The organism is Rhodococcus baikonurensis (assembly GCF_040489275.1).
GTDB lineage: Bacteria > Actinomycetota > Actinomycetes > Mycobacteriales > Mycobacteriaceae > Rhodococcus_F > Rhodococcus_F baikonurensis.
In genome coordinates this window covers 1-13,021 of record NZ_JBEUOQ010000003.1, presented here as the reverse complement: position 1 = coordinate 13,021, position 13,021 = coordinate 1, and the positions used below count along the sequence as shown (strand labels likewise).

Genomic DNA, 13,021 nt, shown 5'->3' with positions numbered 1-13,021 from the left:
CTCAACTGCACTAGAGATCAAATTCGCTTTTCGGTAACACGAACACGCTTTCAGTAACACGCCGTTCAGTAGCCCTGCGCAGCCGGCTTGTGCTCGGTTGTGTAGCGGTAGAAGTCAGCTAGTTGGAGTTCGCCGGCAGCTGCCTCGTCGACAATGACGGTCACGTGTGGATGCAGCTGCAACACTGATGCCGGGCAGAATGCCGAGACCGGACCCTCGACCGCCGCCCGGACCGCGGGCGCTTTACGGGCGCCGTCCGCGATCAGAACGAGATGCCTTGCATCACTGATGGTTCCGAGCCCCTGCGTGATCACATGATGCGGCACGTCAGCCGGGTCAGCGAAGAACCGTGCGTTGTCGGCGCGGGTCCTCTCGGTCAAGGTCTTCACTCGGGTGCGCGAGGCGAGCGAGGAGGAGGGCTCGTTGAAACCGATGTGCCCGTTGAGGCCGATTCCGAGGATCTGCACGTCGATGGGACCGTTTTCGGCAATGGCTGCGTCGTAGCGTCGGGCCGCTTCACTGGGATCGGCGGCTCCGCCGTCGGGGCTGAACACTCGCGCATTGTCGATGTCGAGATGATCCACGAGTTCCGTGCGGATGGTGTGCGCGTAGGACTGCGGCTGATCGGGCGTGAGACCTACGTACTCGTCGAGAAGATACGCACTCATCGCCGCGAACGACACTCCAGATTCTCGATGCCGCTTGATCAGCTCCCGATACGTATGCAGCGGTGACGATCCCGTCGCGAGGCCGAGCGTCCGCGCTCCGTTTTCGATGGCGCCGCACACGATATCGGCAGCGATTCGTCCGCCGTCTTCCGGACTGGGAACTATGACGATTTCCATTCAGACTTCCTCACTGCTTTTGCCGGCTCCGACGATGGCCTCACGTACCGAACCCGAGGCGCGGTCCAACAATTCGGCCGCTTCGGCGAAGTCGCATTCGGCCAACAACATGACGACCGCTGCCTTCACATGACCGTCGGCATTTTCGATGGTCTCCGCAGCGATCTCGGTATCGACTCCGGTGGCTGCCGCGACGATGCGGTTTGCACGATCGACCAGTTTGGCATTGGTCGGCCGAAGATCGACCATCAGATTGTGGAATGCCTTCCCGGAGCGGACCATACTGGCTGTGGAGAGCATGTTGCACACCATCTTCTGCGCAGTCCCGGCCTTGAGCCTCGTCGATCCGGTGAGGATCTCGGGGCCGGTCTCCACTTCGATGGCCACGCCGGCGTGAGAACTCATTGCCGCGTTCCGGTTGCACGAGACTGCCACTGTCGCTGCGCCGAGTTCGCGGGCATGATCCAGGCCCCCGATGACATAGGGAGTACGACCGCTGGCCGCCAAACCCACCACGACGTCCGTGGCGTTCAACGAAATTGCGTCGAGGTCGACCCCAGCCGCTCGCGGATCGTCTTCTGCACCCTCGACGGCGTTCAGAAACGCTCCCGGACCACCGGCGATGATGCCGATCACCTCGCCCGGATCTGTCCCGAAGGTCGGAGGGCATTCCACTGCGTCGAGAACCCCCAGACGGCCACTCGTCCCCGCTCCCAGGTAGATCAGTCGACCACCTCGCGCCCGTGCCGCGACGATCAAGTCGACTGCGGCTTCGATGGCAGGTAGTACCGCCGCGACCGCGTCGGCCACGATCGCGTCCTGTTGATTCATCACCGTCAGCAGATCCGACACCGACATGACGTCGAGATCGCGGGTGAGAGGGTTGGGTCTCTCGGTGGAGAGCATTTCCAAGTGCATTGTGGCGAGTCCTCCTCGATCAAGTTCCATTAGACGACTCCTCGTCGGATTCACAGCGACGACTCCTCGTCAGATTCACAGCGACGACTCCTCGTCAGTGCCGCTTCGAAGCAATGGCGTCATGGCTTCGTTGCAGAGCAGAGAGTGCGCTGGGCAGCGAGTGCGCCACCATCGCAAAAATTGTGTCCACTACCAACAGCTGGCCGGTTCGGCTTGCCATCGCAGCCGACCGGAAACCGAATTCTCTACCGGCAGTGAGCAGTACGTGGTCTGACTGCACGGCGAGCGTCGAACGCGCTCCACCAGTGATCGCAGCCGTCGATGCCCCGGTACGACGGGCAAGGGCGAGTGGTTCGACGACATCGGAAGTCTCACCTGAATGTGAGATCCCCACTGCGATGTCGTCCGGTCCGAGCAAGCTGGCGCTCACCATCGCCGCGTCTCGGTCGAGATGAACCCGGCAGTTGACGTCGATACGCGAAAGCTTCAATGTGAGGTCTTGCGCGACGATGCCTGACGCGCCGATACCGTACACCTCGACCCGGCGGGCGGATCGAATCCGGGAGACAACTTCTTCGAGCGCAGCAGGATCTGTCAATTGCGCCGTGCCCTTGAGTTGTTCGGACTCGAACTCGGCAAGCTTGGCCATCACCTCGCCGGCCGAGTCAGCAGCAACGATGTCCACACCGAGTGGGATCGTGTCGCCGGCGCTGGACCCGCTGATCGCCGCCAGCGCGAGACGAAGCTGTGGATAGCCCTCGAAGCCGAGCCTTTTGGCTGTGCGGACCACTGTCGCCGTGCTTGTCGACGCTCGCTCGGCGAGATCGTTGACCGTCAGCGTGGAGGCCAGGCTGGGGTCGGCTTCGATGATTTCCGCGATCCGCAGCTCGGCAGGCGAGAGGCTGCTCAACGATGCGCGAATACGGGCAAGCAGGTCGACGGACGCCGGAACACTCCGGTCCAAAGTCATAACGCCTCGATTCGCATCGTTTTCGGAGCTGAGGGCACCGATGTGATTCTAGGCAGCCCACGGCTTCCCGGCGTCAAGGATCCGAGCACACTGGCGTGACGCGCACCGGTGCACGAAGCAATGCTTCCGGGCAATCCGTGCGCGGTGAGAAAGCCGAGTACCGCGAAAGCCAATGCTTCCTTGATGTCGGAGGTGACCCCGAGTTCGTCCGATGAGACGAGCGCAATGTCGCCCAGTTCGTCGCGAAGCATCGCCATCAACGTCGGGTTCTTGGTACCACCACCCGATACCACCACTTCGGTCGCCGCAAGCCCTTTGACGGAATCGGCGACGGTTCGGGCGGTCAGTGCAGTCAGTGTCGCGACGATGTCGGCCAGGGGCAAGGATTCGTAACCACGCAGAGCGGCGAGTAGATAATCTCGATGGAACAATTCCTTGCCGGTGCTCTTGGGAGCGGGCTGCGCGTAATACGGCTCGCTCAGTAGATGCGCGAGCAGATCGACGTTCGGGGTGCCTGCTGCACCCAGAGCACCACCGAGGTCGAACCACTGCTCCCCCGCCGTGAATTCGCTTACCGCAGCGTCGATCAGCGCATTGGCGGGGCCGGTGTCGAAGGCAATCGGTTCCGCGGCACCGTCTGCCGTCGACGTCGGGGCGCCACCTGGAGCAGTGACGTTCGCGATGCCACCGAGATTGAGCGCGACGGAGCCCGAAGTTCTTCCGTTGAGCCACAATACGTCGAAGGCGCTGACAAGTGGTGCGCCCTGACCACCTGTCGCCACGTCACGAGAGCGCAGATCCGACACGACTGTGCACCCGGTCTCCTCGGCTATCCAGGCCGGCTGCCCGAGTTGAAGAGTGCCCCTTACTTGCGATCCTTCGACCCAGTGGAACATCGTCTGACCATGTGAGGAGATCAATTCCGCACTGCCACCGCACAGTTCCGCGTTCGCCCGTGCGGCCACCGCCGCGAATGCCTGTCCGATCTCGGTATCGAGTTGGCAGATCTGACCGACAGTGGTGGACGCAGGCGGTACCGCAGCAGCCACCGCTGCCCGCAACTCACCGGAATATGGTTCGCTGACCATCCCCAGTGGGGTCAGCACAAGAGTGTCCCCGTCGATCCGGATGTCTGCTGCGGCAGCATCGATAGCGTCGTACGAAGTACCGGACATCAGGCCGATGACTCTCATGAAATATCCCTTACTCGGATTGTTTCGGCATTCGGGAAAGCTACGGTCAGTCGACGAGTGCCCGCTTGTGGGCGTTACCTCGCAAGGTACTCAAGGCGATCGCGCTGACGGCGCATGTCGCCATCACGAAGTAGGCCGGAATATCGAGATTGGAGGTTTCCTTGATCAACCACGTGATGATCAGACCGGCACAGCCCGAAAAGACTGCGTTGGACAGGGAGTACGCGAGTCCCAGTCCGGTGTACCGCACCGAGGTGGGAAACATCTCGGAGAGCATCGCAGGTCCGGGTCCGGCAACGAGTCCCACTGCGGCGCCGGCGGCAAACACTGCAAATCCCTTGGCTGTCAGAGACGTCTGCTCGTTCTGCAGGACGTTGAGCAGCGGCAGAGCCAGGACCAGAATTATCACGGTGCCGGTGAGCATGACCGCGCGTCGTCCGATGCGATCGCTGAGTCCACCCGCGATCGGAATGGTCACCGCGAAGCCCGCATTGGCGAGCACGGAAGCAACCAGCGCCTGATGGAAGGTCGCGTTGAGCGAACTCTGAAGATAGGTAGGCATCACCACGAGGAAGGTGTAACCGGCAGCAGACCACCCCATCAACCGCCCGATTCCGAGCAGGATCGCTCTGGCAGTCTCCCCGACGGACGGTTGCACTACCGGCACCGCTGTTTCAGCTGTCGGTTCGGACTGGACCGATCGAGCACGCTCGAACGACGGCGTTTCCTCGAGGCGGAGCCGGAGCCACAGGGCAACCAGACCCATCGGAAGTGCAAGGAGGAACGGGATGCGCCAGCCCCAGTCACTGAGCTGTCCCGAGTCGAGCACGGTGGCGAGGAGTGCCGCGATACCCGCACCGGCGAGCAGTCCGAGTGCGACGGTGAACGACTGCCACGAGCCGTACAGCCCACGTCGCCCGGGCGGAGCGAACTCGGTCATCACCGATACAGCACCACCGAACTCACCGCCCGCCGACAATCCCTGGAGGATTCGAAGGACCGTCAAGAGCAGCGGTGCCAGAATTCCGACGCTCTCGTAGGTGGGCAGCACGCCGATCAGAGTCGTCGCACCCGACATCAACAGAAGGACGATCACCAAGGTGGGGCGTCGGCCGATGCGGTCACCGAGTCGACCGAACAGGGCGGCACCCACTGGGCGGAAGAAGAACGCCAGCGCAAACGACGCATAGGTCTTGATCAGGCTTTCGAGGTCGCCGGAGCCGTCGGCGCTGAAGAAGTTCGACGCGATGATCGTCGCGAAGAACCCGTACACACCGAACTCGTACCACTCGATGAAATTTCCGACGGAGCCGGCGACGAGCGCCCTGCGCCGTTTGAGCTGCGCACCATCGTTCCGTGTCTGCACTGTGATGCCCATGCCGTCCTCCGTTGACGAAACCCGAATATGCAACAAAGTTTCATCTGAACGGAGTAGAAATGTCAAGAAGTTTCACAACTGGGTTTTTGTGGATCCCGAATCCCTATGCACCTGCGAACGTGAATGCCTCCGCCCGTTCGAACCGATCAGTGGAGTCGCCGGAGTAGACGGTGCTCTCGTTCGGACCCAACCCGAGCTTTCGAACGGCAGTCCCTTCTCCGAGATCCATCGACGCCACGTCCACCCAGAAGGTATTCGGCGTCATCGCGGATTCGAAGAAATAAAGCGCACGTTTGTGGTCGACGACCGTGCGCCATCTGGTCGACGAGATGTTGGGCTCGTCGGGAGTCGAAATACCCAGGGGTACCGAAACATTCCGGATGACGCTGAAAGTGGATGCCAAGGCCGATCGAGGATCGTCCGTCTGCGGTATCGCATCCACGTAGAACGACGCCCGGGCGAATCTGTCAGCGGCACGGTTGGTTCCGGGCAGCATGACGGTTCCGTTGATCTGCTTCCAGTACTCGTTGACGGCGAGTTGCTGATCGAAGATGGGTGAATTGGTCATCACCTGGTACTCGCGGCTGTGGTGAATCGTCGGACGTCCACCGATGTACTCGATGATCGCGCTGTCTCCCCCAGCGTCCGAAAGCGACATGTGCAGCGTGGCGAGGCGGTCTTCGCCCGGAACGGCAGCGGTCACCACCGTGAACGGTTCCGACGACAGCACTTCGACCGCTTCCCGAACTGTCGCAAAGCTGTCCAGGACGTACTGCGCCCACGCCGCGATCGACAATCCCGGGCTCGAACCGTCGTACGTCGGATACTCGGACTCGACCAACCACAAGAGATTGGCCGACAACCCAGCCTCGTTGACGCCGTCGGTCGTGCACATGTCGTAGGCCGTCGCGACAACACTTCCGTATTTCGACGTCCACTGGATCGAGTTCGGACCCGCGCAACCCTCTCTGGTCATGCCGCGTGGGAACGCCCAGAGGTTCGTTCCGAGGTCGACCTTCCAATCCATCGATCGAGCCGTGATCACAGTGTCGTTGGGCCCCAGGTAGACCAAGCGTGTGCACATCGAGAGCTCTCCCTTCGTTACGGTGTGACGATATTGAAACTGGGATCGAAAGTGTCCAGTAACCCTCCCAGCGTCTCCAGCGCCGATCCGTCTCCGTCGAGCGAAATCTTCCCCGCCTTGGCCAGTTGGGCGGCGGCGCCCGGCTGTAGAAGTGCCCCTACCAGTGCGGCTTTCGGACCGGAGACGGTCAGTGGTGTGTTCGGTGACGCACCCTTACGTGCGTTGAGAACGCCGCGCTTGACCCACACGGTCCATGCCTCGTCGCTGTGATCGGTGAACACGAAATCGATGCGCAGGTCCGCGTCGGCTGCCTTCTCGCCGATGAGATGTATTGCGACGAAGTCGAAGAGGATGTCGATGGGCATCGCGAGGACACTGTCCTGACTCGCCGTGACATACGGGGCAGGCTGGGCACCTTCGCGTAGTTCCAGGGCGGCCGAGAGATAGATTCCACGCCACTGAGGCCCTTCGGCTTGATAACCCATCTGCTCGTAGACGTCGGCTTGGAGATTCCTCGCTTCGGTGTTCTCCGGTTGCGCGAAAACCAACTTGTGCAGAATCTCGGCCGCCCATCGGTAGTCCGCAGCCTCGAAGGCCCGTTTACCCTCGTCCAGGATCTTCTGCGCACCAAGGAGATCGACGAACCTCTTCGCCGATTCAACCGGCGGATGTGGATGAAGCGTCACCGGATCGCCGTCCCACATTCCCAGTTCCTTGGTGTACACGGCGCGCACGTCGTGGTGCAGAGTTCCGTGGTATCCGCGGTTGTACCACTTGCGCGCGAGCTCGTCCGGCAGTTCGATCACCTCGGCGGCTTCGAGCGGCGTGTACCCCTTGTTCGCGAGGCGGAGCGCCTGATCGTGGATGTACTTGTAAGTGTCCCTTTGAGATTCGATGAACGGAACCAGGTTCTCGTTGCCCCAAACCGGCCAGGTGTGCGGTCCGTAGTGAACCGCAGCTTCGTCGCCCCACCGTTCGAGAGTCTCGTCCAGATAGCGAGCGAAGTTCCGAGCGTCGCGGGTGCGCGCGCCACGCAACGTCTGAATATTGTGGAGCGAGTGGTTGGCGTTCTCGGCGCACGTCAGGGCCGCGAGTTCCGGAATCCAGATGTGCATCTCCTCCGGCGCCTCGGTATCAGGGGCGTACAGGAACTCGAACTCCAGACCGGCGATCTCGCGCTTGGTTCCGGTCTCCGTGATGCTGTCAGTGGGAGAAATATACGAAATCAGTGGACCTCGAGTACTGATCGTGCCGATGCCGCACGTGACCATCCCCTTGGCATCGAGGTCGAGCAACCCGCCGAATGCGTAGAAGGACCGTCTCGCCATGGCATTTCCCGCGACGACGTTTTCACCGATTGCAAACTTGTCGAACGAGCCGATCGTGCCCGGCGCGATGATCGGCACTCGCCCCGACGTCACGTCGTCGAGGTCGACGATCCCTTTGACGCCGCCGTAGTGATCGATATGTGTGTGCGTGTAAATGATTGCCGCGACAGGCTTGTCGCTGACGTGCTCGCGAATCATCTTCATGCCCTGCCGTGCCGATTCGACCCCTGCCATGCAGTCGATGACGATCAGCCCCTCGTCACCTTCGACAACCGTCAAATTGGCCAGATCGTTGTTTCGCACCTGATAGAGACGATCCGTGACCTGGTAGAGCCCTCCACGACGCATCAGTTGACCCTGGCGCCACAGGCTCGGATTGACGGTGTCGGGTGCCGGAACGTCGTCACCGATGTACGCCATTGCCTCGGGGTCGAAGACAACGTGCCCGTCATCGGCCACCACCTTGCCCGGCAACGGGGCGATCAGACCGCGATCGGCATCGGCAAAATCTTGCCGGTCCTCCATGGCATACCGCGAAAGCGCTTCGCGATTCGCCGTGACCGTGGCCGGTGTTGCGTCCTTAGGTGTCTGGCACATGGCACTCCCCGCTCGGATACGAGTCGATCAGATACCCCATCATCTGTATCGGGTGCGAACACACTTGGAATCACCCGCGCAGGGTGAAGCTCGAGCGGACGCTCGGTGGTTATCCGTTCGGTTCCTCGGAATTTCGAGATGCAAGTGCAATCGCCAGGACTGCGAGCCCACACCCGGCAACCAGGATCCATCCCGGCCTCGATGCTTGCGCGACATCCACCGGGGCGCTGCCACCGATGATCCCTCCTGCCAGCGCCACACCGAGAGCGGCGCCGAATTGGCGTGCACTGGAGGTTATTCCACCGGCAAGCCCGGCCTGCGATCTCGGCAGCCCGTTGACGGCAGTGTTGGTGATGGGGGCATTCGAGAACCCGAATCCGATACCGAGGAACAGGTAGGCGGCCAACAGCGTCGGAATCGCCGTGTTGTTGTCGAGCGCGACCAGGCACAGCCCGCCGAGTGTCGTGAAGCTACCGGCGATCAGTAGCGGCCGCCGCGGACCGAAGCGCCCGACGAGAATTCCGGACAACGGCGCGCAGACCGTTGCTGCAACAGCCATCGGGAGGGTGATCGCACCGGCCAGGGCCGGACTCATACCGCGGGAGTGTTGGAGATAGAACGTCCCGAGCAGCAGCGTCGCGTTCAAGGCGACGAACACCACGACCGCGCCGATCACGGCCGACGAAAACGGCCGTCGGCGAAACAGTGCGAGATCCATGAGTGGCTCGCGCTTTCGTGATTCGACGCGAATGAACGCGACCAACGCTGCAGCGACGACTACGTACCCGGCCGTCGCCGCGGCAGAGGACCAACCGATTCGCGGACCCTCGATCAGAAGGGCAACCGCACCGCCGACAAGAATCACCAGCAACAGCTGACCGGGAAGATCGAGACGTCGCGACTGCTGCGCTCGGGACTCCGGTACAAACGCAGCAGTCAGGGCGAGCACGGCCAAGATCACGGGCACGTTGATCCAGAAAACCGATCGCCAGCCGAAACTTTCGATGAGCACCCCGCCGACGATCGGACCTGCCGCCATACTCAGGCCGAAGACGGCAGCCCACACCCCGATCGCCTTGGCACGCTCCTTCGGGTCGGTCATCACGTTGACCACGATCGCGAGGGCAACCGGGCTGAGCATCGACCCGCCGACGCCTTGGAAGATCCGCGCAACGATCAGCACCCCGACGGACGGAGCGAGTGCGCAGGCGATCGACGCCACCCCGAAGACAACGAGGCCGATCTGAAAAACTCGTCTCCTGCCGAAACGATCAGCCACCGCTCCGGACGAAATCAGCAAGCTCGCCAACACAAGTGTGTACGCGTTGACGACCCATTCGAGACCACGGGTTCCGACACGAAATCCCTCCCCGATCGTCGGCAGGGCCACGTTCACGATGGTCGTGTCCAACCCGACGACGAACAGACTCGTGCAGCAGATCGCCAGGACTCCCCATCGCCGCCCTGCATCAAGTCCGATCACTTGCGTTTCGTCGGTCCCGCTCGAAGGTTTCATGGTCGGACTCCATCTCTCGAAGTGTTCTGCCGTGCTCGACTGCCGCGAGGATCGTCACCCGCACACCTGCGAACCCGTTAGAAAACTTGCAGAAACTGCAAAGATGGACAGCATGGATGCTGAATTCGAGCAGTTGATCGCCGATATCGGACCGAGGCTGCGCACGCTTCGACGCGATCGCGGGTTGACTCTCGAGGTGCTGTCCGAGGCCACCGGTATCTCCGTCAGCGCACTCTCACGCCTCGAATCGGGTAACCGTCGTCCGACCCTCGATCTGCTGTTACCGCTCGCGCGGGCTCATCGGGTTGCACTGGACCAACTCGTCGGCGCTCCCGCTACGGGCGATCCCCGGGTTCACCTCACTCCGAGTCGACGCAAGAACGGCAGTGCCGTCGTTCCGCTGACGCGTTATCCCGGACGCGTGCAGGTGTTCAAGCAGGTGATCGGTCCACGTCCGCCGAAGCTCGTCACCCACGCCGGCTACGAATGGCTCTACGTCCTCGCCGGGAATCTGCGTCTCATTCTGGGTACGAACGAGGTTGTCCTGCACCCCGGTGAAGTCGCGGAGTTCGACACTGCCGAGCCCCATTGGTTCGGGCCCGCCGATGAACAGGTGGTGGAAATCTTGCATCTGTTCGGCCCGCAGGGCGAGAAGGCGCATGTGCGCACGACGGCAAGAACGACTACTACACAAGACTTGGTTCACGAAAGCTAGTTCACTGCATGCGTTTTCAGTCGGTTCGACAGTGTATGAGCGTGCTCGAGGAGTAGCGTTCCCAACTCGGCATGGCGTGCGGGCCGGAAGCGAGTTTCCACTCCGGTCAGGCTCAGCGCCCAGGCCGGGCGACCGTTGCGGTCGAACACCGCGGCACCCATCCCCCAGCTTCCTTCGACGATGAGGGCCGGATTGACGGCGTAGCCGGTGACACGCGTCGACTCGATTCGCTCGCGGATTGACGTCTCACTGTGGATCTCGCCCCATTCCGGTTCCAGATTCACTCGGACGAAATAGTCGTCGACGTCCCGCGTCGGTAGGTGACTCAAGATGGCAAGGCCGGCCGACGCGACTCCCAACGGGAATCGCTTCCCCTCGTGCAACACGTGGGATCGCAGCGGAAAACTGCCTTCCTGACTCAGGACGCAGACTGTCTCGTCACCTCGACGTGCCGACAGGAATGCGCTCTCCCCCGTGACCCGGGCAAGTTCGTCGACGACGTCGCGAGCGCGGTCGGTGATGTCGTACCTGTTTCCCGCCGCCGCCCCCAACAGGTACAACTCCGGACCGAGAGACCACCGACCGGTTCTCGCATCACGGTCGACCAGTCCTTCGGCAGCCAGAGACGTGAGGAGCCGATGCGCGGTGGGGCGAGCGAGGCCGGTGCCCTTGCCCAATTCCGTGGTGGAAGTACCTGTTGGCTCGGACGCGCCGAGAGCTCGCAGAAGTGCCGCCACCCGCGCGACCATGGCCGGCGATTGCTCGTGAGTTGGCATGCAGCCATCCTAGCGTTCATTGAGTGAACGAAATGTCTTCAGATGATCAGTAGCCGATCAGATCTGTGTCGATGGTCGAGATTCCTTGAACCTGTGAACTGGAGATAGTTCACTGGATACCGAAGTGAGTGAGTGTCTACTCAATGAACGCTTGGCAGGGAGAGAACATGACAGCAAAGGTGTACGAGTCCGCAGCGGACGCAGTCGCCGACATCGTCGACGGCGCAACGCTGGCCGTCGGCGGATTCGGTTTGTGCGGCATACCCGACGTACTGATCGACGCGATCGCAGCAACGAGCGCAACCGACCTCGAAGTGTTCTCCAACAACTGCGGCGTCGACGATCACGGTCTCGGAATCTTGCTGAGCGCGGGACGCATCCGGCGGGTGACCGCGTCGTACGTCGGCGAGAACAAGGAGTTCGCACGGCAGTACCTGGCCGGCGAACTCGAAGTGGAACTGACGCCGCAGGGCACGCTCGCCGAGCGTCTGCGCGCCGGCGGAACCGGAATCCCGGCGTTCTTCACACCGGCCGGCGTGGGTAGCCCCATCTCCGACGGCGGAATGCCATGGCGCTACGACGCCGACGGCTCGATCGCTATTGCATCGCCTCCGAAGGAGACTCGCGTCTTCGGAACCAAGCGCTACGTGATGGAAGAGGCGATCAACGCCGACTACGCGCTCGTACACGCTGTTCTCGGTGACACCGACGGCAACCTCGTGTTCGACAAGACCGCAATGAACTTCAACCCTCTCGCTGCCATGGCCGGTCGCATCACCATCGCGCAGGTGGAACGCCTCGTCGAACCCGGTGAAATCGACCCGGCGTCAGTGCATCTACCTGGGGTGTTCGTTCAGCGCGTTGTCCACACCGGACCTCAGAACAAGCGAATCGAAAAGCGAACCGTCAGCGCTTCGGAAGGAACCACACGATGACCGCACCAGTGACAGTGACGGGTTGGACGCGCCAGCAGATGGCAGCACGGGCGGCTGCCGAGATGATCGACGGCGAGTACGTCAACCTCGGAATCGGTCTTCCCACACTGATTCCCGGATACCTGGGCTCGGACGTTCGCGTGGTCCTGCACTCGGAGAACGGAATTCTCGGAACGGGACCGTATCCCACCGAGGACAACGTCGATCCTGACCTCATCAATGCCGGCAAGGAGACGGTCACCGTCAATCCCGGTGCGGCATATTTTGATTCGGCCCTCTCGTTCGGGATGATTCGCGGCGGACACATCGACACCGCGGTCCTCGGCGGCATGCAGGTATCGAAGACCGGTGACCTCGCCAACTGGATGGTCCCCGGCAAGATGGTCAAGGGCATGGGCGGCGCGATGGACCTGGTCCACGGTGCCCGTCGTGTCATCGTCGTCATGGAGCACAACGACCGCGACGGTAACCCGAAGATCGTCGACGCCTGCACACTGCCGCTCACCGGCCAGGGCGTGGTGAATCGGATCATCACCAACCTCGCCGTCATCGACGTGAGTGAGGACGGCCCACTCGTCCTGCGTGAACTCGCCCCCGATGTCAGCGTCGAAGACGTAGTCGCCGCAACCGGCACCGAACTGAAAGTTGAACTGGCATGACCGACACGACCACTGTGATTGTTGCGGGAGCTCGTACCCCGATGGGTCGACTCCTCGGATCGTTGAAAGACCTCTCCGGGTCCGACCTCGGCGGCATCGCCATCAAA

The 13,021-nt window shown here is 62.0% G+C and carries 12 protein-coding genes; 3 read left to right on the top strand and 9 right to left on the bottom strand.

Annotation, left to right across the window (positions count from 1 at the left end; all coding sequences use genetic code 11):
- Nucleotides 1-65: 65 nt before the first annotated feature.
- The 8 genes from nagB to ABWI03_RS07585 all read right to left on the bottom strand — a co-directional run bounded on the left by nagB (nucleotide 66) and on the right by ABWI03_RS07585 (nucleotide 9,829).
- Complete coding sequence (gene nagB / locus ABWI03_RS07620) at nucleotides 66-845, bottom strand: glucosamine-6-phosphate deaminase (protein ID WP_166812303.1); 780 nt, start codon at nucleotides 843-845, stop codon at nucleotides 66-68.
- Complete coding sequence (gene murQ, locus ABWI03_RS07615; RefSeq protein WP_166812327.1) at nucleotides 846-1,763, bottom strand: N-acetylmuramic acid 6-phosphate etherase; 918 nt, start codon at nucleotides 1,761-1,763, stop codon at nucleotides 846-848. It abuts the gene before it with no gap.
- 94 nt (nucleotides 1,764-1,857) lie between these two features.
- Nucleotides 1,858-2,733 (bottom strand): MurR/RpiR family transcriptional regulator, encoded by an 876-nt coding sequence (locus ABWI03_RS07610; protein WP_095971799.1) that lies wholly within the window; start codon nucleotides 2,731-2,733, stop codon nucleotides 1,858-1,860.
- Nucleotides 2,730-3,926 (bottom strand): anhydro-N-acetylmuramic acid kinase, encoded by a 1,197-nt coding sequence (locus ABWI03_RS07605; protein WP_298776172.1) that lies wholly within the window; start codon nucleotides 3,924-3,926, stop codon nucleotides 2,730-2,732. Before ABWI03_RS07605 ends, ABWI03_RS07610 begins: the two co-directional genes overlap by 4 nt.
- 46 nt (nucleotides 3,927-3,972) lie before the next feature.
- Nucleotides 3,973-5,304: an MFS transporter gene (locus tag ABWI03_RS07600; RefSeq protein WP_095971797.1), complete on the bottom strand. Its 1,332-nt coding sequence runs from the start codon at nucleotides 5,302-5,304 to the stop codon at nucleotides 3,973-3,975.
- 103 nt (nucleotides 5,305-5,407) lie between these two features.
- The gene (locus tag ABWI03_RS07595; protein WP_095971796.1) at nucleotides 5,408-6,388 is read right to left on the bottom strand and encodes a linear amide C-N hydrolase; all 981 of its coding nucleotides are present in this window, start codon (nucleotides 6,386-6,388) and stop codon (nucleotides 5,408-5,410) included.
- A 17-nt stretch (nucleotides 6,389-6,405) separates the two neighbouring features.
- Complete coding sequence (locus ABWI03_RS07590; RefSeq protein ID WP_298776174.1) at nucleotides 6,406-8,313, bottom strand: alkyl/aryl-sulfatase; 1,908 nt, start codon at nucleotides 8,311-8,313, stop codon at nucleotides 6,406-6,408.
- A 109-nt stretch (nucleotides 8,314-8,422) separates the two neighbouring features.
- On the bottom strand, nucleotides 8,423-9,829 hold the full coding sequence (locus ABWI03_RS07585) for an MFS transporter (RefSeq protein WP_298776175.1): 1,407 nt from the start codon (nucleotides 9,827-9,829) through the stop codon (nucleotides 8,423-8,425).
- 112 nt (nucleotides 9,830-9,941) lie between these two features.
- Here ABWI03_RS07585 and ABWI03_RS07580 point away from each other — a divergent pair, with 112 nt between their 5' ends.
- Nucleotides 9,942-10,544 (top strand): helix-turn-helix domain-containing protein, encoded by a 603-nt coding sequence (locus tag ABWI03_RS07580; protein WP_298776180.1) that lies wholly within the window; start codon nucleotides 9,942-9,944, stop codon nucleotides 10,542-10,544.
- Here ABWI03_RS07580 and ABWI03_RS07575 read toward each other — a convergent pair.
- Nucleotides 10,541-11,320: an IclR family transcriptional regulator gene (locus tag ABWI03_RS07575; RefSeq protein ID WP_235171456.1), complete on the bottom strand. Its 780-nt coding sequence runs from the start codon at nucleotides 11,318-11,320 to the stop codon at nucleotides 10,541-10,543. The two genes, ABWI03_RS07580 and ABWI03_RS07575, sit on opposite strands and share 4 nt — an antisense overlap.
- A gap of 167 nt (nucleotides 11,321-11,487) precedes the next feature.
- Between ABWI03_RS07575 and ABWI03_RS07570 the strand changes: the two genes are divergently transcribed.
- Nucleotides 11,488-12,255, top strand: coding sequence for a CoA transferase subunit A (locus ABWI03_RS07570; RefSeq protein WP_172436629.1), 768 nt, complete (start codon nucleotides 11,488-11,490; stop codon nucleotides 12,253-12,255).
- Nucleotides 12,252-12,914, top strand: coding sequence for a 3-oxoacid CoA-transferase subunit B (locus ABWI03_RS07565; RefSeq protein WP_003941451.1), 663 nt, complete (start codon nucleotides 12,252-12,254; stop codon nucleotides 12,912-12,914). The genes ABWI03_RS07570 and ABWI03_RS07565 overlap by 4 nt, the downstream gene beginning before the upstream one ends.
- Nucleotides 12,915-13,021: the final 107 nt, after the last annotated feature.